At 38.7% G+C, this 22662-nt stretch carries 22 protein-coding genes and 2 tRNA genes; 9 read left to right on the forward strand and 15 right to left on the reverse strand.

All coding sequences use genetic code 11. The features are described from left to right. The 6 genes from WBM60_RS05325 to WBM60_RS05350 all read right to left on the reverse strand — a co-directional run. The coding region (locus WBM60_RS05325; protein ID WP_424282833.1) for a glycoside hydrolase family 30 protein at positions 1 to 810 on the reverse strand (810 nt) is incomplete at its 3' end. Positions 811 to 1230: 420 nt separating this feature from the next. After that, a complete protein-coding gene (locus WBM60_RS05330) occupies positions 1231 to 1506 on the reverse strand; it encodes an ATP-dependent Clp protease adaptor ClpS (RefSeq protein ID WP_299160749.1) in 276 nt (91 codons plus the stop codon). Between the two features lie 21 nt (positions 1507 to 1527). Then, entirely contained in the window at positions 1528 to 2361 is an 834-nt protein-coding gene (gene prmA / locus WBM60_RS05335) for a 50S ribosomal protein L11 methyltransferase (RefSeq protein ID WP_424263785.1), read from the reverse strand. Positions 2362 to 2367: 6 nt separating this feature from the next. Beyond that, on the reverse strand, positions 2368 to 3117 hold the full coding sequence (tpiA, locus tag WBM60_RS05340; RefSeq protein ID WP_424276826.1) for a triose-phosphate isomerase: 750 nt from the start codon (positions 3115 to 3117) through the stop codon (positions 2368 to 2370). 83 nt (positions 3118 to 3200) lie between these two features. Continuing rightward, complete coding sequence (locus WBM60_RS05345; protein ID WP_424263781.1) at positions 3201 to 4298, reverse strand: BT_3928 family protein; 1098 nt, start codon at positions 4296 to 4298, stop codon at positions 3201 to 3203. 5 nt (positions 4299 to 4303) lie between these two features. Continuing rightward, entirely contained in the window at positions 4304 to 4861 is a 558-nt protein-coding gene (locus WBM60_RS05350) for a DUF1599 domain-containing protein (RefSeq protein WP_424263779.1), read from the reverse strand. Between the two features lie 113 nt (positions 4862 to 4974). Between WBM60_RS05350 and folP the strand changes: the two genes are divergently transcribed. Genes folP through WBM60_RS05365 form a run of 3 tightly spaced genes read left to right on the forward strand, consistent with a single transcriptional unit; the run spans position 4975 to position 7427 of the window. Next, positions 4975 to 5808 (forward strand): dihydropteroate synthase, encoded by an 834-nt coding sequence (gene folP / locus WBM60_RS05355; protein WP_424282834.1) that lies wholly within the window; start codon positions 4975 to 4977, stop codon positions 5806 to 5808. A 45-nt stretch (positions 5809 to 5853) separates the two neighbouring features. Then, positions 5854 to 6639: a diadenylate cyclase gene (locus WBM60_RS05360; RefSeq protein WP_424282835.1), complete on the forward strand. Its 786-nt coding sequence runs from the start codon at positions 5854 to 5856 to the stop codon at positions 6637 to 6639. A gap of 2 nt (positions 6640 to 6641) precedes the next feature. Then, positions 6642 to 7427, forward strand: a complete 786-nt coding sequence (locus WBM60_RS05365) for a DUF3667 domain-containing protein (protein ID WP_424282836.1) — start codon at positions 6642 to 6644, stop codon at positions 7425 to 7427. Positions 7428 to 7438: 11 nt separating this feature from the next. On the opposite strand, the gene WBM60_RS05370 is transcribed toward WBM60_RS05365, so the two are convergent. Further along, positions 7439 to 9205 (reverse strand): ABC transporter ATP-binding protein, encoded by a 1767-nt coding sequence (locus tag WBM60_RS05370; protein ID WP_424263771.1) that lies wholly within the window; start codon positions 9203 to 9205, stop codon positions 7439 to 7441. Continuing rightward, complete coding sequence (gene truA / locus WBM60_RS05375) at positions 9177 to 9950, reverse strand: tRNA pseudouridine(38-40) synthase TruA (RefSeq protein WP_424282837.1); 774 nt, start codon at positions 9948 to 9950, stop codon at positions 9177 to 9179. The genes WBM60_RS05370 and truA overlap by 29 nt, the downstream gene beginning before the upstream one ends. A gap of 148 nt (positions 9951 to 10098) precedes the next feature. Here truA and WBM60_RS05380 point away from each other — a divergent pair, with 148 nt between their 5' ends. Further along, positions 10099 to 10593: a metallophosphoesterase family protein gene (locus tag WBM60_RS05380; protein ID WP_424277553.1), complete on the forward strand. Its 495-nt coding sequence runs from the start codon at positions 10099 to 10101 to the stop codon at positions 10591 to 10593. A 192-nt stretch (positions 10594 to 10785) separates the two neighbouring features. Here WBM60_RS05380 and WBM60_RS05385 read toward each other — a convergent pair whose 3' ends face one another. Then, on the reverse strand, positions 10786 to 11196 hold the full coding sequence (locus tag WBM60_RS05385; protein ID WP_424263765.1) for a DUF4293 domain-containing protein: 411 nt from the start codon (positions 11194 to 11196) through the stop codon (positions 10786 to 10788). A gap of 331 nt (positions 11197 to 11527) precedes the next feature. On the opposite strand from WBM60_RS05385, the gene rho reads away from it, so the two are divergent. Both rho and WBM60_RS05395 read left to right on the forward strand, forming a co-directional pair. After that, positions 11528 to 13111: a transcription termination factor Rho gene (rho, locus tag WBM60_RS05390; protein WP_424263763.1), complete on the forward strand. Its 1584-nt coding sequence runs from the start codon at positions 11528 to 11530 to the stop codon at positions 13109 to 13111. Positions 13112 to 13138: 27 nt separating this feature from the next. Further along, positions 13139 to 13294: a hypothetical protein gene (locus WBM60_RS05395; protein WP_424278515.1), complete on the forward strand. Its 156-nt coding sequence runs from the start codon at positions 13139 to 13141 to the stop codon at positions 13292 to 13294. Between the two features lie 54 nt (positions 13295 to 13348). On the opposite strand, the gene rpsT is transcribed toward WBM60_RS05395, so the two are convergent. The 4 genes from rpsT to proS all read right to left on the reverse strand — a co-directional run bounded on the left by rpsT (position 13349) and on the right by proS (position 15435). Then, positions 13349 to 13600, reverse strand: coding sequence for a 30S ribosomal protein S20 (rpsT, locus tag WBM60_RS05400; RefSeq protein ID WP_297705389.1), 252 nt, complete (start codon positions 13598 to 13600; stop codon positions 13349 to 13351). Positions 13601 to 13643: 43 nt separating this feature from the next. Continuing rightward, positions 13644 to 13715: transfer RNA gene (locus WBM60_RS05405), tRNA-Glu, on the reverse strand. Positions 13716 to 13807: 92 nt separating this feature from the next. After that, positions 13808 to 13879: transfer RNA gene (locus WBM60_RS05410), tRNA-Glu, on the reverse strand. Between the two features lie 80 nt (positions 13880 to 13959). Next, complete coding sequence (gene proS, locus WBM60_RS05415; RefSeq protein ID WP_424263760.1) at positions 13960 to 15435, reverse strand: proline--tRNA ligase; 1476 nt, start codon at positions 15433 to 15435, stop codon at positions 13960 to 13962. Positions 15436 to 15531: 96 nt separating this feature from the next. Here proS and WBM60_RS05420 point away from each other — a divergent pair, with 96 nt between their 5' ends. Both WBM60_RS05420 and WBM60_RS05425 read left to right on the forward strand, forming a co-directional pair. Further along, the gene (locus tag WBM60_RS05420; RefSeq protein WP_424276810.1) at positions 15532 to 16875 is read left to right on the forward strand and encodes a hypothetical protein; all 1344 of its coding nucleotides are present in this window, start codon (positions 15532 to 15534) and stop codon (positions 16873 to 16875) included. A 33-nt stretch (positions 16876 to 16908) separates the two neighbouring features. Then, positions 16909 to 18423 (forward strand): OmpP1/FadL family transporter, encoded by a 1515-nt coding sequence (locus WBM60_RS05425; protein WP_424279206.1) that lies wholly within the window; start codon positions 16909 to 16911, stop codon positions 18421 to 18423. Positions 18424 to 18470: 47 nt separating this feature from the next. Here the strand turns inward: WBM60_RS05425 and WBM60_RS05430 are convergent, their stop codons facing one another. Next, complete coding sequence (locus tag WBM60_RS05430; protein ID WP_424260972.1) at positions 18471 to 19898, reverse strand: T9SS type B sorting domain-containing protein; 1428 nt, start codon at positions 19896 to 19898, stop codon at positions 18471 to 18473. A 127-nt stretch (positions 19899 to 20025) separates the two neighbouring features. After that, positions 20026 to 21831 (reverse strand): T9SS type B sorting domain-containing protein, encoded by a 1806-nt coding sequence (locus WBM60_RS05435; protein ID WP_424260974.1) that lies wholly within the window; start codon positions 21829 to 21831, stop codon positions 20026 to 20028. A gap of 137 nt (positions 21832 to 21968) precedes the next feature. Between WBM60_RS05435 and folE the strand changes: the two genes are divergently transcribed. Continuing rightward, positions 21969 to 22649: a GTP cyclohydrolase I FolE gene (folE, locus tag WBM60_RS05440; RefSeq protein ID WP_424260976.1), complete on the forward strand. Its 681-nt coding sequence runs from the start codon at positions 21969 to 21971 to the stop codon at positions 22647 to 22649. Positions 22650 to 22662: the final 13 nt, after the last annotated feature.

Genomic DNA, 22662 nt, shown 5'->3' on the forward strand with positions numbered 1-22662 from the left:
AAAATCGCGTTCTTCCTCGGCAGTATAAATACAAGATTCCCATCGTTGAACAGCCATGGGTTCATTTTGAATGGTAAGTCCCCATAATGGGATTCCCTCTGCTTCATAGGCCTCAATAAATTTCACATAATAGTTGGCCCAGGACTGATAAAATTCGGGTTTAAGCTTGCCGCCCTGCAACATATTGTTATTCGTTTTCATAAACGCAGGCGGACTCCAGGGACTGGCATACATGAGTAATTCACCACCTGCTGCTGCGATCGCTTTTTTGGTAAACGGCAGTCGGTATTGGCGATCGTGATCAATATTGAAAGTTTTTAATTCCGCATCTCCTTCTTCTATATAGGTATAGCTACCACTAGAGAAATCACAGCTATGGATTATGGTTCTTCCCAAAGAATACCCTATCCCGTTTTCCTTACTGTAGTAAGCTTCTAAAAATCTTTCCTGATTTTCTTCGGAGAGCTTGTAAAAAGTTTCAGCGGCAGCATCGGTTAAAGCCGCACCAATTCCCATAAACGTTTGAAATTGTTTGGTAGGATCAACGAGTACGTCAATTTCAGTTTCCAAAGGCTGTTTAAAGTCCCCAAAATTTAAACCTGAAGACTTTGAAAGTTTTAGATCGGTTTTATGGGCTGTGGTATAAACTTCGGCTTTAGGTGTTTTAACTAAAACTATTCCGGGTTCTGATTCAGGTTTTGATTCTTCTGCATCCTTCTTCTTATCAGGAGAACAACTAATTAAGAACAACAAACCAATGAAAAATCCAAACCTTCCTTTTAAAAAGGGCATGACACTAAGTTTACTCATTTTACCAGACATTTAGTTTTAAAATCTAAAAGGTTCTTTTAGATCATGATAAGTGACTTCGAACCTTTATAATAATTTTCAACGTTCAAAGTAATAAAAAAAAGGGAAGGAAGAACGGCCCAGCCCTATTATCACAAATTAAAATTAAATAAAACTATTTTTAGTACTTACGTGTATCGTCTGTTATAAAGAAATGACTCTCTAAATCGCCTATGAGTTTATCGATCATATACAGCATATTCCAGGAAATAAAGTAAAATTTTTATAAAGAAAATGTGACGTGCAAATGTCTATGATTCTGATTACATCCTTATCTGCCATGAAGGTAATTCTCAAACCAAGCGCATAAAGAGGAACTATTCTTTTAAAGGTAAGAAAAGAATATTATCTCTCTTATTAAACATACAGAACATTAAAAACTCAAACAATCTCAGCACTCAAGCCTGCTTGTAATAATTTGCTGCAACGGGGTTCTAATTCCTTATATTCCCCTGTTTTGACCGTGCATTTGCCTTTGTAATGAACTATTAATGAACATTGTTCTGCCTGCTCTGCGGTATGTTCACAAACATTAATTAACGTATGAATAACATGCTCAAAGGTATTTACTTCATCATTGAACAATACTATTTCATTTTGTTTTAACGTCTCCTCATCCAAAAGTAGTTCTTCGGATACTTTTTCCTTAGTACTCATACAGATAGGTTTTTGTATGAACTAAAATACATATTTTGAGGCAACCCAGTTATTTTTTTCCAGATTTTCTTGAAATGAAAGTCCGTGGACGGCACATTCCTTTGAAATAAGAGCAATATCTTCTTTATAAAAACCACTTAAAAGTAATACCCCATCTTTTTTCAGATGCCCTGCATAAACTGAGATATCTGATAGCAAAATATTTCGGTTAATATTTGCTAAGATGATATCGTAGCGTTGATCTGTCAATAAATCAGCATCACCTTCAAACACCTTAATCTGTTCACAGCCATTACCAGAAACATTTTCCATAGCATTCAGATAACTCCAGTTATCTATATCAATTGCATCCACAGACCGGGCTCCTTTCATTGCGGCCAGAATGGCCAAAACACCGGTTCCACAACCCATATCCAATACAGACTTATCCTTGAAATCTAATGCCAAAACCATTTCAAGCATCATATGCGTAGTTTCATGGTGCCCGGTACCAAAACTCATCTTAGGAGTTATAACTATATCATAGGCAACATCCTGCTTTTTATGAAATGGGGCTCTTACAACACATTGATTATCTACATTAATAGGTTCAAAATTCTTTTCCCATTGTTCATTCCAGTTTTCCTGTACTATTTCAGATACTTCATAATCAATATCAAAATCTTCATTGGCAAGGATCTGGACGTTTCTTAGAGACACGGGGTTCCATAACTCCTTTTTAACATAAGCCAGTAAACCACCCCGGGTTTCCAAAAAACTGTCAAAACCCAGTTCGGCCAGCTCAGCTATTAAGATATCCACAGCAGGTTGTAATGGATTTATCGAAAATCGATATTCCAGAAAGAGTTCTTCCATAAAAATTCAGATGGCCTTAATAATGGCAATGAAGTCATCTGCTACCAAAGCTGCCCCGCCTATTAATCCCCCATCCACATCAGGTTTTGAGAAAATCTCCTGGGCATTCGAAGGTTTTACGCTTCCTCCATACAAAATGGATACTTCATTCGCTATTGACGAATCATAGGCTTCTGTAATCGTCTTACGGATAAAGGCGTGCATTTCCTGAGCCTGTTCCGGAGAGGCAGTTTCTCCTGTACCTATGGCCCAGACTGGTTCATAGGCAAGAACTATATGTTGCCACGCCTCAGCTGGTAAGTTAAAAAGACCGTTTTTAAGCTGGGATTCTACGACATTGAAATGATTGCCCGCCTTTCGCTCCTCCAATTCTTCTCCAAAGCAAAATATTACCTGCATGTTATTTGCCAATGCAGCTTCCACTTTTTTGGCCAGAAGATCATCTGTTTCTCCAAAATATGCCCTGCGCTCTGAATGCCCGATAATTACGGTATCCACATTGATGTTTAGAAGCATATCCGCAGAAATTTCACCGGTATAAGCCCCACTTTTGGCAAAATGCATATTCTGGGCAGCGACTTTTATGTCTGATGATTGCAGCATACGGGCCGCACTTTCCAGATTAACATATGTAGGGGCCACAATAACCTCTGCCTCTGTCTTCGGTAATTTTTCTAATAATTCACTCAACAAAGCCTTGGTTTCACTTAAGTTCTTGTTCATTTTCCAATTCCCGGCTACTATTTTACTTCTCATTTCTAGTTTTTTTATGTTTACAATAAGTGTTGTTTGTTTCTAGTTATTCATTACCGATTACTGTATGGTCAGGACTCCATAAATTATTCAAGCTCCAAGTCTTCAATATCATTAAAGTGTACCTTTTGAGTAATAGTGCCCCGTTCCAGGATTAAAAGTCCGGGGTTAGACCGAACAATGGTCTTCAGGGTTGTCTCATCGGTAAAATAAAATTCAAATCCCAGTTGATATTCTTCTATTATTTTTCGTGTCCAATCCTCATTCGAGGCAGACATTCCTATAACTTTATACCCCAGTGCATCAGCTTTATCGGAAACTATTTTTATTTTTTCAAAGGCTTCATATTCGCTTTTGGCTAAATCATAGGCAACCACTATAAGTAATTTAGCTTCCTGCATTAACAAAGCCGTAAAATCTTCGCCTTGTTGTTCTATTGTAAAATCATGAATTGGAGGTTCATACCCCTTCTGTATTTCTTTGGTCTCTACACTTATAAAATCACCATCAACCTCAGGGTATTCTCCTTGTGTAACCAATACTTGTTCCTCTCCGTTTACATTGAATTTCCATGCATATTCAAATATGGCGTTGGGAGCGTCTTCGGGAAATTCCATGCCATCTTCTATATTGGCCCCAATCTCATAGGGCCTGAAGTCGATTACAGGTAAATGGTTAAGCACATAGTTTCCATAAATAATACATATAACTACAGCTACCAAAGCTATTATTTGTCTCACCCCCTGACTAAAAAGTGGCTTGATATGTTGCCTGCCAAGGTATAAAATTAGGATAAGCACCAGCAGGACTACATCTTTTGTGAATGACTCCCATGGGGTCAATTTAATTGCGTCTCCAAAACAACCGCAATCTGTTACCTTATTGAAATAAGCAGAATAAAAGGTAAGAAAAGTAAAAAACACAATCATGAGTAAAAGACTCCAGAGTGTAAAACACTTGCGATAACCTATAAGGAGAAATACGCCTAATACCACTTCAAAAATGACTACAAAAATTGATATTGCCAGAGCATAAGGCATTAAAAATGGTAAATCGAGGACTCCCTGACTAAAATATTCTTCCAATTTGAATGAAAAACCAACCGGATCATTAAGCTTAATAAAACCACTGATAATAAATAGTATTCCAACAAAAACTCGTGAAAAGCCAACCAAGTGTTTCATACTGTTTATTGAATTTTTTGATTGTTAGATTCGTTCATATGAATCAGGGCAAAGACAGAATAATTGATGATATCCTGATAGTTCGCTTCAATTCCTTCGCTAACCAAAGTTTTCCCTTTATTATCCTCAATTTGTTTAACTCTTAATAATTTTTGAATAATAAGATCAGTCAATGAACTTACCCGCATATCGCGCCAGGCTTCCCCATAGTCATGATTCTTATTTTCCATAAGCGATTTGGTAATCCCCACATGCTTGTTGTATAAACTAATGGCTTCTGCCGGAGGTAAATCAGGTTCCTGTGCAACTCCCTTTTCCAATTGAATGAGTGCCATTATGGAGTAATTGATAATCCCAATAAATTCAGATTTTTCGCCTTCGTCTACTTTTCGGACCTCGTTTTCCTGTAAACTTCTAATTCGCTGAGCCTTAATATAAATTTGATCTGTTAAAGAAGGGAGCCTTAATATTCGCCAGGCACTTCCATAATCTTTCATCTTCTTTGAAAATAAGTCCCTGCAAGTAGTTATTATGCCATCGTATTGTTCCGAGGTTTGCTGCATGTAAATTGTTCTAATTTGCGTAAATTTCACCCAAAATAATGGAAACATCAAAGTTCGTAGATTAATCTTGGTCTTCAAAATAATTTGCACTCCAAATGGTTTAAAAAAATCCTATGACAATAAATTGCAAGGGCACATTGATTGATTTAAAAAAGCCTAAAGTTATGGGGGTTTTAAATATTACCCCCGATTCTTTTTATGATGGAGGAAAATACAAGGATGAAGTCTCTATTTTAAAACAGGTAGAAAAATTACTGGACGAAGGAGCCACTTTTGTGGACGTGGGGGCCTATAGTTCAAAACCGGGTGCGACTAATATTTCTGAAGAAGAAGAATTAAAAAGGATTTTGCCCGTTGTAAATCTGCTGATTACTAATTTTCCGGATATCTATTTGTCTATAGATACTTTCAGAAGTGTTGTTGCCCGGCATTGCCTTGAAAATGGAGCTGCAATGATCAATGATATATCTGCCGGAAATATGGATGATAAAATGATGCAAACCATATCGGAATTTAAGGTCCCATATGTAATGATGCACATGAAAGGAAATCCACAGAACATGTCACAACAAACCAATTACAGCAATCTGTTGGAAGAAATCCTCTATTATTTTTCAGAAAAAGTTTCTGTTGCCAAATCTTACGGTATTAATGATATTATCCTGGATCCGGGTTTTGGGTTTGCCAAGAATACTTTTCAGAATTTTTCTTTGTTACAACATCTGAATCTCTTTAAGACTTTTGGGCTTCCAATTCTTGTTGGTTTAAGCAGAAAGTCCATGATCTATAAGACCTTAGGTACTAATCCAGATCAGGCGCTGAATGGTACCACTGCCCTAAACACCTATGCATTAACCAAAGGGGCCAATATTTTGAGAGTTCATGACGTTAAAGAAGCAGTGGAGTGCATTGAATTATTGGAAGCTTTAAAGCAAACTGAAGATTAATTTTTTGTTCCCCTATTTTTTCTAATTTTACAAAAACGACAAGGATTGGACTTTTTTAACTTTCTGGATTTTAGAATCACGGACATCATAGACATCCTCCTTGTGGCTATACTTCTATATTATATCTACAAACTGGTACGAGGCACTGTCGCTATCAATATCTTTATTGGAATTGTTATCGTTTGGGGATTTTGGAAATTGACCCAATTACTGGATATGAAAATGATCAGTAGTGTGGTTGGTGGCTTTATGTCGGTTGGTTTAATCGCATTAATTGTTGTTTTTCAGCAGGAAATACGAAAATTCCTGCTTATGATTGGTTCTACCAATTTTGCCAATAAACGGAATTTTGTAAAACGATTTAAATTTTTAAGACAGGAAGTTATTGCTTCCAAACTGGATGTTGATGCAGTGCTCAAGGCTTGCGACAAAATGAGCAGAAGCAGGACGGGGGCCATTTTGGTTATGAAGCGAAGTAATTCTCTTGATTTTGTAAAATCTTCCGGAGATGCTATGAATGTGGAAGTTAATCAACCCATCCTGGAAAGTATCTTTTATAAGAATAGTCCGTTACATGATGGGGCGGCCATTATAGAGAATAATTATATAACAGCTACGAGAGTCATATTACCTTTATCCAATGAGCGTAATATTCCTTTGCGTTTTGGTTTGAGACACCGGGCAGCTGTGGGAATTACGGAGCGTACAGACGCACTTGCCTTAGTACTTAGTGAAGAAACCGGATTGATCTCTTATATAAACAATGGTGAATTTGTACCGTATAAGGACTTATCTGAATTGGCTAACAGGATTAAATTAGATTTGCTCTAGCTATGGATTGCAAAAACTGCGGTACCATTCTAAACGAAAATTTTAACTACTGTCCTGATTGCGGGGCTAGAATAATACGCAACAGATTAACTTTTAAAAACCTGTCGCATTATGTTACCGAGCACTATTTTGACCTCGACAATACTTTCTTAAGGACATTTATTCATTTGTTCACCAAACCAGAGCTGGTTATTGATGGCTATATTTCGGGAATTAGAAAAAAATACCTAAACCCGATAAATTATTTAGGGATTGCGCTAACTCTTTCCGGTCTGCTTTACTTTTTAATGCAAAAAGTTTTTGTCTTAGAGGAGATGGACATGGATGTCTTTAATCAAGGAGTAAACCCTGTATTTTATGAAAAAATAATGCCCGTCATATACGACTTTTCATCCTTAGTATTTATTTTATTTATACCAATCTTTGGGATTGCCGGATGGCTAACTTTTAATAAGAAAGGATATTTATTCTCTGAATACCTGGTAGTTATGTTATATACTTTAGCCCAATTTAGTATCCTATCTTTCCTTATTAGCCTAATTGTATTAACCCTAGACCCACAAAATTATGTGATGATGTCTACAATTATGCTGCCTATAATGTTTGTGTTCTCGGTTTATGTGATGCAGAGGATAAATAAGCTCTCAATGGGCCAAGTTTTATTAAGAACTTGTCTGTTTATGATTTTAGCCTTAATTGGGTATTTTGGCTTAATTATGGCTTTCTATGCTATACTTTTCGCAACTGGAACAATTACTTTGGAAGATCTTAAACCGGTGAAGAATTAATAAAAAAGGTGCTAAGCCACTTCCTCAGCCATAAACTGGGCCTCATAGAGTTTATTGTAATAGCCACCTTTTTTGAGTAACTCCTTGTGTGTGCCACTCTCCACAATTTTACCGGCATCCATAACCAGGATTTTATCCGCCTTTTTCACTGTGGCGAGACGGTGTGCAATAATAATTGAAGTCCTGCCGTCGGTAATTTTTTCTGTCGCCTTTTGGATCAGCTGTTCAGAATAGGTATCTACGGAGGATGTAGCTTCATCCAGGACCAAGATGCTGGGATTACTCACATAAGCCCGCAAGAAAGCAATTAGCTGCCTCTGCCCGCTGGAAAGCATAGTTCCCCTTTCTTTTACATTGTATTGGTATCCACCGGGTAAACTGTTGATGAACTCATGAACACCTATTTGCTTTGCAGCCTCCTCAATACTCTCTAAAGAAATCGTTTTATCCCTGAGGGAAATATTGTTGGCTATGGTATCTGCAAAAAGAAAGACATCCTGCAATACAACAGCTATGTTCCTGCGTAGTGAAGCCAACCTGTAATTGGTAATATTTACATTATCTACCAGGATCTCACCTGAATTAATCTCATAAAAACGATTTAAGAGATTGATAATTGTTGATTTTCCGGCCCCTGTAGCACCAACAATGGCCACGGTCTGACCCACTTGAACGTCAAAGGAAATCCCGTGTAGTACTTCTTCATCTTCAAGGTAACCGAAATGAACATTTGAAAATTTAATATTTCCTAGTACATGATCTTTTTCAACAGTCCCAATATCTTCAATATGACTGCTTGTATCCAAAATTTTAAAAACCCTGTTTGCTGCTACCATCCCCATTTGAAGAGTATTGAATTTATCAGCAATCTGTCTTAAGGGTTGAAATAACATACCGGATAATAGGATAAAGGCAAAAATTGTCCCGTATTCATCTAATTGAATATTGGTCACGTTTTGAAGGCCCCCATACCAAACTATTAACCCCACCGTAATAGATGAAACAATATCTGCAATAGGAAAGAAGAAAGAATTATACCAAACTGTTTTAAGCCAGGCATTCATGTGTTTTTCATTAATTTCCCGAAACTTAACACTTTCTATTTTTTCTCTGGTAAACAGCTGAACAATTTTCATTCCTGTTAAACGCTCCTGAACAAAGGAATTCAGGTTGGAAACCTCAGCCCTTACATCTATAAAAGCTTTCTTCATTGCGCGTTGGAATAGTCTGGTAGCATATAAAATTACCGGAAGAACCGCAAACACAATCAGCGCCAATTTCCAATTGATGATCAACATAACCATGGCCACAACGATCATTTTAAGAAGATCCGATACGATAACAAAAAATCCCTGACTAAAAATCTCACCAATACGCTGCAAATCAGCTACAGCACGGGTAACGAGTAATCCAATTGAAGAATTATCAAAATACTTCATTTTGAACCCAATCATTTTTTTAAAAAGGTTAATCCGGATATCTCTAATAACCGATTCGCCAAGCCAATTTGCATAATAATTAAAACTAAGCTGGCTGAGCACCTGTCCGAAAAGTACGGCAGCCATTGCCAGGATAAGAAATAAAAGCTTTTCAGAATCACCCTGTTTAACAGCACCATCGATAATTTCACCAACTATAAGGGGAGTTAAAACCGCAAAACCTGAAAGAAAAATGGCAGCCAGGGCCACTCCATAAAATGTAAGTCTATAGGGTTTAGTATGGGCTATAACTCGTTTGAAGAGTCTAAAATCAAATGCTTTTCCGGTGTCTTTCTCCATTAAAATCCAGAATGGTTGAAGGGTATGAAACTTTCGTCAAATATAAGCCTTTTGCCGGGACGGAGGCACCAGCGGTGCGTCGATCCTTGCTTTTTATAATAGTCTTAACATCTTCCGGAGCTATTTTTCCAAGACCAACATCCAGAAAGGTTCCAACTATGGCGCGCACCATATTCCTTAGAAACCGGTCTGCTGTAATTGTAAAAACAAGCTTTTCCCCTGTTAAATTCCAGGTCGCAGATTTAATTTTGCACAGATACGTTTTAACATCTGTATTTGATTTAGAAAAGCACTCAAAGTCATCATACTCCAACAAAAGGGCGGCTGCTTTATTCATTGCCGGAATATCCAATAAGTGTTTTACATAATGCGCAGTATCCTTGTAAAATGGATTCTTTTCTTGTACTATCCAATACTCATAGGTTCGTTGCACAGCATCAAAACGAGCATGTGCATCCCCCGGGACTACACTAATCTTTTGGATAGCAATATCCTCTGGCAAAAAGGCATTTAATCTGTAAGTAAGGTCTGTCAGACTATTGATTTCCTGAAAATCAAAATGTGCATACATATTTTTTGCATGGACTCCAGCATCTGTCCTGCCTGCACCAACAAGGTTTATGGGCGATTTCAGCAATGTACTTAATGATTCTTCTAGTATCTGCTGAACAGTAGAAGCGTTTGGCTGTCGCTGCCATCCGTGATAGGCCTGTCCGAAGTATGAAAAAGCGACAAAATATCTCAAGCTATTATCTATTTTTGTAAAAGGCAAAGATAACGAAGTTAACTATTAGTATTAAGGAGCTTCCGGGTTGCCTTAATCTGAACAATAGCTTTGTAAACGCGAAACAGGGCTATTTGACTCTTGTACGCGGTTTTAAATTCTTACTGAAATGACCCACATCTTACTTCTCTCCGATACCCATGGCTATATTGATGATACTATCCTTAAGTATGCCAAACAGGCCGATGAAATTTGGCATGCAGGTGATATTGGTTCCTTTGAAGTTACCGATGCGCTAGCTAAAATAAAACCTGTTCGAGCTGTCTATGGAAATATTGATGATCATAAAATACAAAAGGAATTTCCATTAGACAACCGGTTTACATGCGAACATGTATCTGTTTGGATTACCCATATTGGGGGCTATCCCAACAGGTATGATAGGAGAATCAGGGAAGAAATCAAACAGCATCCGCCTAAACTATTTATCTCAGGCCATTCCCATATTCTTAAGGTAATGTGGGACAAAAAACTAAATCTTTTACACATGAATCCCGGTTCCTGCGGAAAGAACGGTTTTCATCAAGTCAGGACTATGCTCAGGTTTGATATAGACAACGAAGAGATAAAGAATCTGGAGGTAATAGAATTGGGAAAGCGCTAGGGATAGTAGCGGCATCCTTTTTTGCAATCATCTTGAGCGCAATCGGGAGAAAAGCAAAAAAGATACAGCGAAAAGCCCGGTCATCCGCAGCCCGAATTTAATGAGGGCGAAGGAGGAAGCGCCAAAATATATACAAAAAACCCAGGGAACTACCCCTGGGTCTTGCGCACTAATACTACTAAGATGTTAGGTTTAACGTAAGCGATCAACAGATTTTACAAGATCCTCATCCTTTTTTATGGCCCTGTTAGCCAGGACTAAAAAAACGATAGAAAATACAGGAATCAGCATCCCAATACCCTTCTCAGAGACCGAGGTCTCTCCGGATAAGTTTAGTGATCGGTAAACGAAAAATCCCAGTAAAAAAAGATTTAATATCATATTCAATCTGTTAAAAACAAATTGATTTTTTCGGTTCTTGAATAAAAAGATAGTGATGAGCGCCAAAGCTGAAGAAGCTGCAAAAATAAAGGCAACCCAACTAATATCCATCGCAAAAAAGGTATTTCCTTCACTTCCAGTCCAAAGGGTTAAATAAAAAGGTAACGCTCCGGTAAAGAGAGCCACCAAAATTAAATAAACAGTTTGTATGCGCTGAATCATAGTTCATCTAAAAATAGAAGTGCAAAAGTACATGTCTTTTAAAACATTACCATAAAATTTAAAATAAAAAATAGCTTCCCAGTTGTGTAAGATTATGGCATCAGCTATAACTAAACGGTTTAGATACAATCTATTTGTGCAAATCATATGTTAAAACGAAAAGAGGGAGAAATAAATTAATAAGTAATAAGAGATGATTTGTTTAAAATAATTTGTAATATTGTGGCGTTAGTAGTTATAACACTTACCTATTGGGGTCTCAATCCCATGTAATACCCAAAAAAAAATAATATACTCCAATTTTTATATACTATAATTTATTTTATACTCAATGTTTGAGATTTCAGATTTAAAAGCAAAAAAGCTGCCTGAGCTACAGGATATTGCTAAAGATTTAAGCGTTCCCAAATACAAGACCTTAAAAAAACTTGATTTGGTATACCAAATCCTTGATTTACAGGCTAGTAATCCCAAAGCTGTGCAAGCGACAACAGTGGCGGTAAAGGAAAAAGCACCGGAAAAACGGGACAAACCTCATGTTCCGAAGGAAAGTTTTAAGCCTGTTCCCAAGAAAAACCCCATTTCTTCAGATAAGGTAGTCAAGCATGAACCAAAAAAAGAAGGTTCACAGCAAAAAAGCCCTGCATATCAGGGTAATAAAGAACAACCAAAAAGCAATCCTCAACACAGCAAAGGCCCTCATAGCAAAAAAATTCAGCATCATAAAAACGGGCAGGATAGCAAGACAAGTAATTTTGATAAAGACCTAAAAAATAAATACAAGCAACCTGAATATGAATTTGACAGTATTATAGAAAGCGAAGGCGTTCTTGATATCATGCAGGATGGTTATGGATTTCTTAGATCTTCAGATTATAATTACCTCTCTTCTCCCGATGATATTTATGTATCCCAATCGCAAATAAGGCTGTTTGGCCTGAAAACGGGAGATACAGTTTTAGGAAATGTACGTCCGCCTAAAGAAGGAGAAAAATATTTCCCCTTAATAAAGGTGAATAAAATTAATGGAATGGATCCTCAGGTAGTAAGAGACAGAGTTTCTTTTGAGCACCTGACTCCATTGTTCCCGCAGGAAAAATTTAAATTGGCAGAACGCCAAAGCACCCTTTCTACAAGAATTATTGACTTGTTTTCCCCTATTGGAAAAGGACAACGTGGTATGATTGTTTCCCAGCCAAAAACAGGGAAAACGATGCTCTTGAAAGATATTGCGAATGCTATTGCAGCCAATCATCCTGAAGTTTATCAGATTATTCTTTTGATAGATGAACGTCCGGAGGAAGTAACGGATATGCAGCGCAATGTAAGCGGTGAAGTTGTTGCCTCCACTTTCGATAAGGAAGCTACCGAACATGTTCGTGTTGCCAATATAGTATTGGAAAAGGCAAAAAGACTGGTAGAATGTGGACATGATGTAGTAATACTCTTAGATTCCATTACACGTCTTGCAAGAGCTTACAATACTGTTCAACCAGCTTCCGGTAAAGTTCTTAGTGGTGGTGTGGATGCGAATGCCCTGCACAAACCAAAGCGCTTTTTTGGAGCAGCTCGTAATATTGAAAACGGTGGTTCGTTATCTATCATTGCAACAGCCCTTACGGAAACCGGATCTAAGATGGATGAGGTTATTTTTGAGGAATTCAAAGGTACCGGTAATATGGAATTACAATTAGACAGGCGAATAAGTAACCGGAGAATCTTCCCTGCTATAGACCTTGTAACTTCTTCTACAAGAAGAGATGATCTTTTATTGGATGAAAATACAATTCAACGCATGTGGATAATGCGGAAATATCTCGCTGACATGAATCCGGTTGAGGCTATGGAATTCATGGAGCAACGCATTAAGCAGACCAAAAATAATGAGGAGTTTTTATTGACGATGAGCCAGTAAAAAAATCCCATAAAAAAGTAAATCCCAATGACTATAAATCATTGGGATTTTTTATTTAGAAGAAGTACTTCAAAGATAATTAGGGATCATTTCGCAGGCGATTTCCATCTCACTTTTGCCATGGCCATTAGTAATGACCAGGAAAGGCAATCACTTTATAAACAACCTTTACCATTGAATTAACCATAAAAAAAGCCCTAACCGTTAGGCAAGGGCTAGAATAGATTTTTCCAATACTTATATGGCAGCAATATGCTTTGTAAGTTTACTTTTTAAATTAGCCGCCTTATTTGCATGTATAATATTGCGTTTAGCAAGCTTATCTATCATGCTCACCACAGTTGGCAAAAGTGATTCCGCCGCTTTTTTGTCGGTTTCACTCCTCAATTTTTTTATTGCGTTTCTTGTGGTTTTGTGCTGATACCTGTTACGTAATCGCACTACTTCATTTCTTCTGATTCTCTTTAATGCCGACTTGTGATTTGCCATCTTTTTTTAAATTTTGTTTATTCGGGCTTCCTATTTTTTTTTGTAGCCCGTAGGGGAATCGAACCCCTGTTACCAGGATGAAAACCTGGCGTCCTAACCCCTAGACGAACGGGCCATTATTTTTTTTTTAACGTTCAAGTAATAAATGAGACAAGCATTATTCTACATGTCCTCATTGATCACATTTCAATAATTCAATATTCTTCGTAGCCCGTAGGGGAATCGAACCCCTGTTACCAGGATGAAAACCTGGCGTCCTAACCCCTAGACGAACGGGCCTTTAGAGCGCATAAATGCGGATGCAAAAATACAATTATTTTTTACTATACCAACTCCATTATATTTTTTTTTGACTACTCTTAATATGCCTTGGCAAAGAGTACCCTTTTTGCGGAAGGTTTTCCGGTAACCATGCAGCTTCCAACTTCATTTTTGGAATCTAATGGAATACATCTAATTGTTGCTTTTGTTTCTTCTTTTACCTTTTCTTCAGTAGCCGAAGTACCATCCCAATGTGCTGAAACAAAGCCTCCTTTCTGATCTAAAACTTTTTTAAATTCTTCATACCCATCAACTTCAGTAATGTGTTCCTCCCTATAATTAGTGGCTTTGTCAAATATATTTCGCTGTATGTCCTCGAGTAAAAATTCAATTTTAGCAACGACCTCATCGGCTTGTACGACTTGTTTTTCCAGGGTATCCCGGCGTGCCAATTCATAGGTTCCATTCTCCATATCACGCTGCCCAATAGCGATTCTAACGGGAACTCCTTTTAATTCATATTCATTAAATTTAAATCCCGGTTTATGCGTATCGCGCTTGTCGTATTTAACTGAAATACCTTTGATTTGCAATTCTTTTACCAAAGGGTTTATCTTTTCAGAGATTGCATCTAATTGTTCTAAACCTTTGTATATAGGCACTATAACCACCTGTATAGGGGCCAGTTTAGGAGGTAGAACAAGGCCATTATCATCACTATGTGTCATAATAAGAGCACCCATCAGGCGTGTAGAAACACCCCAGGATGTAGCCCAGACATATTCTTGTTTACCTTCTCTGGTTGCAAATTTTACATCAAAAGCTTTGGCAAAGTTCTGACCCAAAAAATGGGATGTTCCGGCCTGTAATGCCTTTCCATCCTGCATCAGGGCTTCTATACAATAGGTTTCTATCGCCCCTGCAAAGCGTTCACTTTCGGTTTTTGTTCCCTTGATCACCGGGACAGCCATATGATTTTCGGCAAAATCCGCATAAATATTCAGGATCAATTCGGCCTCTTCTATGGCCTCCTGTTCGGTCTCATGAGCCGTGTGCCCTTCCTGCCACAGGAATTCAGTCGTACGCAGGAACAGGCGTGTTCTCATTTCCCATCGTACCACGTTGGCCCATTGGTTTATTAAGAGCGGAAGATCTCTGTAAGACTGAATCCACTTTCTATAAGTATCCCAGATAATAGTCTCAGAGGTTGGCCTTACAATAAGTTCTTCTTCCAGTTTAGCGTCTTCGTCAACTACAAGACCACTGCCGTCCTCTGCATTTTTTAGCCTGTAGTGGGTAACTACCGCGCATTCCTTTGCAAATCCTTCAACGTGACTGGCTTCTTTATTCAGATATGATTTTGGAATAAACAATGGAAAATAGGCATTCTGATGCCCCGTATCCTTGAACATCTTATCCAGGCCCGCCTGTATTTTTTCCCAAATGGCAAAACCATAAGGTTTTATCACCATACATCCCCTAACGCCTGAGTTTTCGGCCATATCAGCCTTGATCACGAGCTCATTATACCATTTGGAATAATCCTCGCTTCTTTTAGTTAAATTTTTTCCCATCAAATATACTTTGGCACAAATCTTGTGTCCTTATTATCGAAACAGTTCGGTAAAACTAACTATTTTTAGAATGTTCAACAATATAAATTTAAAGCGATGATACAATATCTACCCCTCCCTAAATTAATAATGGCTACAACGCTCCTTGTTGCAGGCATATTATTGGTTTCCTGTGGTTCCTATCAGGAGGCTTCCTATTATGATAATGATGGTATCTATGCTGAAGGGACCCAACAGGTCTATACAAAGAAAAAACAACAACCCGCACAACAGCAGGGTGATGGTATTTATGGTGATTATTTTGGCCAGAAGGCGGATCAAATAGATGAATTCATGGAAGACGAAGTCTTTACAGATGTAGATGACTATTACGGAGGAGATGTAGTAAATGATAGTCTTGCAGTTGTCCCGGAAGGAAATTATTATCAAGGTTATAATGATTACGAAGGATACGCCGGATGGGGTGATAATCCATCCAATGTCACTATTAATAACTACAACGGCGCAGGTTGGGGCTGGGGTGGTGTTGGTATTGGAATAGGCTTTGGCTGGGGCTGGGGCGGTTATTGGGGCTATCCTGGTTGGGGCTGGGGCGGCTGGGGTCCAGGTTGGGGCTGGGGCTGGGGCTATCCAGGTTATGGTTGGGGCTATCCAGGTTATGGTTGGGGCTATCCTTACTATGGTTATGGAAGATATTCATACAACAGTAGCCGAAGAGGTTATTACGGCAATACTTATACTAATGCTTTAACTTCAAATTCATTAAGAGGAAGATCTAATCTCACATCAGGCAGAGGAAGATCTAGTTTGACCAGCGGAAATGGAAGAACAGCTTCAAGTTCCAGGTCTAATATTTCAAGAACAGGTACAAGTAGAACTGCTTCCTCAGCACGAAGTTCCAGTGCAAATAGATCAGGCACAACGGCAAGAAGAACAGTTAGTGCTGATGCTATAAATAGAAACAGGGCATACAGATCCAGTAGAAGTACCCGATCTGTTCCGGGATATTCAAGTAGCGCACGAAACAGCAATACTTACCGAAGATATTCTCAAGGCAACAACACCTATAGCAGAGGCACTACCAGTAGATCAAATACAGCAAGTAGGGCTTATGGAGGTTCCACTCAAAGAAGTTCTGGTTATTCCAGGTCGTCATCCTCTATGCCAAGAACCTCCGGCTATAGTTCCGGAAGAAGTTCGGGGTCTAGAAGCTCAGGTAGTTATAGAAGTTCAGGATCCAGAAGTTCTGGAAGTTCAAGTGGCTATAGAAGTTCGGGATCCAGAAGTTCTGGAAGCTCAAGTGGTTATAGAAGTTCCGGGGGTTCTTCCAGATCTTCAGGCAGCATGAGAAGTTCCGGTGGTGGTATGAGAAGTTCCGGCGGTGGCATGAGAAGTTCTGGGGGATCTTCAAGATCTTCAGGAAGCAGGGGCAGACAATAATTCCTTAAATCAGTAGAATTAAATTTTTATAAAATGAAAAGAAATATAATTTTCATCCTGGTATTGATATGTGGGACTGTAAGTGCACAGAATATTGATGACGTACTTAGATATAGTATTGAAAACACTCATGGAACCACACGCTTTCAGGGCTTAAGCGGGGCCTTTGGAGCTCTTGGGGGTGATCTTTCGGCATTGAATATCAATCCCGCAGGATCAGCGGTTTTCAATAATAGTCAGTTTACCATGACCGGAACAAACTACAACCGCAACAACGATGCAACCTACTTTGGGAGAACCAACAATACCCGACTTAATTCATTTAAAATTAATCAGGTAGGGGGTGTTATGGTGTTTAAAAATTACGATAAAAATTCTGATTGGAGGAAATACTCCTTAGCTTTTAACTATGATCTCGTAAATAATTTTAGCAATCAGTTTTTTGCCTCAGGGAATGGAAATGAAGGTATAGATAACTACTTTCTTGCCTTTGCTCAGGGCCAGCCGTTAGGCCCATTGTTTGTTCAGGATGGCGAGTTGATTGAAGATGCCTATCTTGATATAGGGAGTAGTCTTGGTTTTGGACCACAACAGGCATTTTTAGGTTTTCAGTCCGGGGTAATTGATCCCGTAGATTTTGATGATGACAACAATACCGAATATATTTCTAATGCTCAATACAACACTGTTAATCAGGAATTTTTACAGTCAACAAGAGGATATAACAGCAAGTTCACTATGAATTTTGGCACGCAATACAAGGATTTTCTATATATGGGCGCTTCACTGAATTTTCATAGTATTTATTATGAGAAATACACGCAATTGAGCGAGAGCGGTTTTGATACAGCTTCAGAAATTCAATCTATAAATTTTGACAACCTGCTTGTCTCAAGGGGTCAGGCATTTTCCTTCAACCTAGGGGTCATCGCAAAATTGAATAAATATATAAGACTGGGAGGAAGTTATCAATCCGCTACCTGGTATGATTTAACAGATGATTTTTCACAAAGAATCAATTCGGATTCTCCAGTTAAAAATCCGGATATAAGATTTATAGATTTCAACATTGTAAATCTTTTCCCAAGGTATAAAGTAAAGACTCCCGGCAAGTTTAATGGAAGTATGGCACTTGTGTTTGGCCCCAATGGCCTTTTAAGTTTTGATTACAGCTATCAGGATATGTCTAATGCCGAATTGCGACCTACTTCAGATGCTAGTTTTTCTACAGTTAATTCACAGATTGGCAGAGAACTTACTGCGGTATCTACTTTTAGAATTGGCGGCGAATACCGTATAAAACAATTAAGTCTGCGTGGCGGTTATCGTTATGAACAAAGTCCTTATGCAAATAAAATCACTATAAGCGATTTAAATGGATTTTCGGCTGGAATAGGTTATAATTTCGGAGGCAGTAGATTAGACTTTACCTATAGCAGATCTGAGCGAGATGCTAATGTTCAACTCGCGGATGTAGGAATATCAACACCGGCAAGTGTAAATGGTATTATGAATAATTATAGCTTCGGGTACACCATTAATTTCTAGACTCAAATAATAAAGAAAAAAGCCCTGAATTACTTCAGGGCTTTTTTTTATCTCACAAGTGAAAAGTGCGTCCGTATGGTATTGGCCACCTGCACTCCGTCTTCATCACGGGCGTACTCCAGGCGGAACCAATAATCGGATGAAGGCATGGGCCTTCCGTTAAAAGTCCCGTCCCACCCTATGGTAGTTTCATCCAGTTGTTTTAATAATTTGCCGTACCGGTCAAAAATAAAAACTACCGGATCTGTAAGTGTCTCAATTCCAATAATATTCCATGCATCGTGGATACCATCTCCGTTTGGTGTAAAAAACTTAGGGTATCCCACTACCAAAAATTCAATGGGCTCTGTGGTTCCACATCCATTCTTGTCATTGATTATAACAGAATTCAAACCGGGAGGGATATCCATAAATACAGATTCATCCTGAAATTCACCTCCGTTTATAGCGTATTCATACTCGCCATCGCCATCTACAAAAAACTCTACATTATTGCTATCCGATAAATCGTCTAAAATAACTATTCCGTCCGGATCCGGCAGCAAAACCGGAATTCCATAAAATGTAATTAAAATATCATCTGTTATGGTAGTTGCAAGTGTAGTTAATATTGAAACAAAGTACCTCCCTGAGGTTGGGCTGCTTACTATCAACTCAGCGCCAAGTGGGCCTGTGCCTGGCAGGGTTGCATCTATGGTTCCGTCATCATCGTAATCGACTGTCCAGGTGACGGTGGCAATATCGGGCCCGGCCGGCGAATTTAAAGCGGTTAAAGTTATATCGGGATCACCTTCGCAGGCAATAATATCCAGTCCTAAAAATTCATCCCTAAGGGTACAGTCAAGTGCTGAATTCTGATCTGCATCGACGGAACTGCCTGTAAAGGTCAATGAAAAAGGCTCAGGATTTCCATCAAAGTTAGTATTGAAATTGTTGATCAGAAGGTAATAGACTTCTCCGGCAGTAACATCTATCCATTCATCATACGTATTTTGGTTGGCAGTTAAAGGTGGTGCTCCTTCCTGACCATTTTCCGGATTAACTCCTACCCCGGTAAAGTTTGTGCTATTTACTTCGTAATTACATCTAATGGGTTGTGCCGTTCCATTGCTTATATCTGCACAATCTGTGTCTGGTCCGTATAAAGCAAAATCATATTCTGAGGTTATTGTAGTACCAAGTGCGGGTAACGCTTCTATATCAAAACCAATCTGACCGTCTGTTCCTGCCCTGAATACATACCAGGACGTATTATTTTCAATGTTTGCAGAACTTACACTGCCTTTTTCCAGGCAACCGGTCTGCCTGATAACATCGGGATCAAAATCATCAACGTCGCCAAGACCATCAGTAAAGGATAGAATAGGCGCATCGGCACAAACAGGGATAGCACTGCGGCAATCTGCTGAGTTCTGTGCATTAACTCCAATAGAGAAAAGGAGCATACAGCACAGGAAGCTAACAAGTGTTCGCATAGATTATGGGGCTAATTTTATACAAATAATCAATACTATAACTCCATGGTCTAAATTTTAGTATGTTTCACCGGAGTTTTTCTAAACTTTATTTCTAAACCGACAGCAACCTAAAAAAGGCAAAAAATTATCTTTTTAATGCAAAATGATTATTTATATACCTGGCTTCAACACGCTGGCCCTGTATATCCGTATAGGTAAGTTTAAACCAATAATCTGAAGATGGCAATTCCCTGCCATTAAAAGTACCGTCCCATCCGAGGGTGCTATCATCTAACTGTTTTAAGAGTTTCCCGTATCTGTCATATACATAAACCATTGGGTCTTCCAGATTGGAAACTCCCAAAATATGCCAATAATCGTTAGTTCCGTCACCATTAGGCGTAAAAAAACTAGGAAATCCAACTACGGTAATGGTCTCTGTTACAGAACCACAACCATTAAGATCATTAATGGTAACCGTATGCACTCCAGGTGGGACATTGGTGAAGATATTACTTACCTGAAATGCTCCATTGTCTAGTTGATATTCAAAGCTGCCTACCACATCTGTAATGATTTCAACAGTATTGTTGTTTTGCAGATCATCTATAATAACGTCCGTTATTTCCGGAGTTTCAGAAACAACAACTGTGATAATACTGGTGGCCCAACAGGATTGGCCCAATTGATTATTTGTAACCGTTAAGGAATAATTTCCTGCCTGAGAGACCGTGATGCCTGGAGTTGATTCTCCTGTATCCCAGGAATAAGTGTATTGAGAGTTAGGGACAGTTTCTCCTATGATTACACCTGCCGAATCTTCACAGATAAAAACCTCTGTAGCAAAGCTTAAAACAGGAGTTGCTACAACACTCAACTGAAACTGCTCAGAAGCATCATAACATCGCGGATTTGTTAATGAGGTGGTACGAACATAAACGGATTCAGTGCCTATACTTAACGGATATGGTGATATTAATGAATTTACACCCAGAATAGCGTCATTGAGTGAACTATGGTAGGTAACCATGAAAGCTGTAGGATCTTGAGTACCCAGGGCCTGACTATCCTTTTGAGTTAAATCAAATACCGCAGATTCTGAACAAACTATTTCATCTGAGACAGGATTTGGAATAGGTGATGAATTAAAAGCCACCTGAACATCGCTTATTATATTCGTCATGGTTGTAGTAATCACTTCCACCCTGTACATCGCAGAAACGAGCACCTGCAGCGTTGGACCTGTTGCCCCTGCTATTGTTTGAAAACCTGATCCTGTATCACTATACCAGGTATAGCTTAAAGCATTGGTAGTGGTTGCATCGAGAATAACGTTCTCATTATCACATGCCGCCAGGGGAGGTCCCAGAAGGTTATTTATAATGGAACAGTCCAGCGCATCGTAAGGATTAGTAATAAAAATATCTCCAGAAAATTGTATCGAAAAACCCGAATTAATGTTGCTATAGTTATTGATCATTAAATAGTAATCCTCTCCGGGCATTACCTGTAACCAATCTTCATAAAGCACCGTGGTTGTATTTCCCGTAGGGTCTTCCCCTACTCCCATAAATGTTTCCGCATCACTGTTATCAAAGAAGTTACAACGGACAGGGTCTCCCAAACTGCTGCAGTCTGTTGCCCGGTATAAGGCAAAATCCCAGTCCTCGGAAGCATCAAAACCTATATTAAACCCTAATTGCCCGGATGCCGATGTTCGAAAACGATACCAGGCAGAATTAGACTCTATCGTCCCAGTTATTGCCGGTTCCAGACATCCACTCCTTGCCGCTCCATTAAAATCATCTACGCCATATCCTTGTGTACCACCATTAACCGGAGTATTATTGCATATAGGTACAGCATTGCTGCAATCAGCTGCGACCTGGGCAATAAGTGAACAGGTCCCAAGAATTGTTAAAAAACAGAATATTAAGCTTTTACCTTTCATGAACAGGCATACTATTTGGAATTTATAAAAATACCTTGTACATCCCCTTAACACTAATTTATGTTGTGTATCGCCCTAAACAGGCTATAAAGTGGCATATTATGTATATCTTTGCCTTTCCAAAAAGAGGTATCCGGATGAAATTAGACAGTACATTGGAAGAACATTTTGAAGACTTAGGAAACGATCATGAATCCTCGTCTGAACAAACCCCAATGAGAAAAGATGCGTTTGTTTTAAGTGAGGAAGAAAAAATTGAGCGCATTCGCGAAAATGTCAGGGAAATTATGCTGACGTTGGGCCTCGACATGGAGGACGATAGTTTAAGTGGCACACCAGACAGAGTGGCTAAAATGTATGTAAAAGAACTCTTTGGCGGTTTAGAGCCAAAGAAAAAACCGAAATCTTCTACGTTTGAGAATAAATACAAATACGGTGAAATGTTGGTGGAAAAAAATATAACGGTTTATTCTACCTGTGAGCACCATCTACTTCCAATTGTTGGCAGGGCACATATAGCTTACATTTCAAAGGGTACGGTAGTTGGGCTTTCCAAGATGAACAGGATAGTTGATTATTTTGCCAAAAGGCCACAAGTACAGGAACGACTTAATATTCAAATCGTAAAAGAACTTCAGGCAGTATTAGGCACCAAAGATGTTGCCTGCGTTATAGACGCTAAACATTTGTGTGTAAATTCACGTGGAATACGCGATGTGGATAGTAGCACTGTAACTGCAGAATACGGTGGTAAATTTAAAGAAGAGGCCACCAGACGCGAGTTTTTGGATTACATCAACCTGGAGACCAATTTCTAATTGTATATAGCAA

The organism is Eudoraea sp. (genome assembly GCF_049669105.1).
GTDB lineage: Bacteria > Bacteroidota > Bacteroidia > Flavobacteriales > Flavobacteriaceae > Eudoraea.

What these genes read in the sequence shown, in the direction of transcription:
- WBM60_RS05330 (WP_299160749.1), bottom strand. Translation starts at nt 1,506, where the DNA reads ATGAGTACTAAGGAAAAAGTATCCGAAGAACTACTTTTGGATGAGGAG.
- prmA (WP_424263785.1), bottom strand. Translation starts at nt 2,361, where the DNA reads ATGGAAGAACTCTTTCTGGAATATCGATTTTCGATAAATCCATTACAA.
- tpiA (WP_424276826.1), bottom strand. Translation starts at nt 3,117, where the DNA reads ATGAGAAGTAAAATAGTAGCCGGGAATTGGAAAATGAACAAGAACTTA.
- WBM60_RS05345 (WP_424263781.1), bottom strand. Translation starts at nt 4,298, where the DNA reads ATGAAACACTTGGTTGGCTTTTCACGAGTTTTTGTTGGAATACTATTT.
- WBM60_RS05350 (WP_424263779.1), bottom strand. Translation starts at nt 4,861, where the DNA reads ATGCAGCAAACCTCGGAACAATACGATGGCATAATAACTACTTGCAGG.
- folP (WP_424282834.1), top strand. Translation starts at nt 4,975, where the DNA reads ATGACAATAAATTGCAAGGGCACATTGATTGATTTAAAAAAGCCTAAA.
- WBM60_RS05365 (WP_424282836.1), top strand. Translation starts at nt 6,642, where the DNA reads ATGGATTGCAAAAACTGCGGTACCATTCTAAACGAAAATTTTAACTAC.
- WBM60_RS05370 (WP_424263771.1), bottom strand. Translation starts at nt 9,205, where the DNA reads ATGGAGAAAGACACCGGAAAAGCATTTGATTTTAGACTCTTCAAACGA.
- WBM60_RS05380 (WP_424277553.1), top strand. Translation starts at nt 10,099, where the DNA reads ATGACCCACATCTTACTTCTCTCCGATACCCATGGCTATATTGATGAT.
- WBM60_RS05385 (WP_424263765.1), bottom strand. Translation starts at nt 11,196, where the DNA reads ATGATTCAGCGCATACAAACTGTTTATTTAATTTTGGTGGCTCTCTTT.
- rho (WP_424263763.1), top strand. Translation starts at nt 11,528, where the DNA reads ATGTTTGAGATTTCAGATTTAAAAGCAAAAAAGCTGCCTGAGCTACAG.
- WBM60_RS05395 (WP_424278515.1), top strand. Translation starts at nt 13,139, where the DNA reads ATGACTATAAATCATTGGGATTTTTTATTTAGAAGAAGTACTTCAAAG.
- rpsT (WP_297705389.1), bottom strand. Translation starts at nt 13,600, where the DNA reads ATGGCAAATCACAAGTCGGCATTAAAGAGAATCAGAAGAAATGAAGTA.
- proS (WP_424263760.1), bottom strand. Translation starts at nt 15,435, where the DNA reads ATGGGAAAAAATTTAACTAAAAGAAGCGAGGATTATTCCAAATGGTAT.
- WBM60_RS05420 (WP_424276810.1), top strand. Translation starts at nt 15,532, where the DNA reads ATGATACAATATCTACCCCTCCCTAAATTAATAATGGCTACAACGCTC.
- WBM60_RS05425 (WP_424279206.1), top strand. Translation starts at nt 16,909, where the DNA reads ATGAAAAGAAATATAATTTTCATCCTGGTATTGATATGTGGGACTGTA.
- WBM60_RS05430 (WP_424260972.1), bottom strand. Translation starts at nt 19,898, where the DNA reads ATGCGAACACTTGTTAGCTTCCTGTGCTGTATGCTCCTTTTCTCTATT.
- WBM60_RS05435 (WP_424260974.1), bottom strand. Translation starts at nt 21,831, where the DNA reads ATGAAAGGTAAAAGCTTAATATTCTGTTTTTTAACAATTCTTGGGACC.
- folE (WP_424260976.1), top strand. Translation starts at nt 21,969, where the DNA reads ATGAAATTAGACAGTACATTGGAAGAACATTTTGAAGACTTAGGAAAC.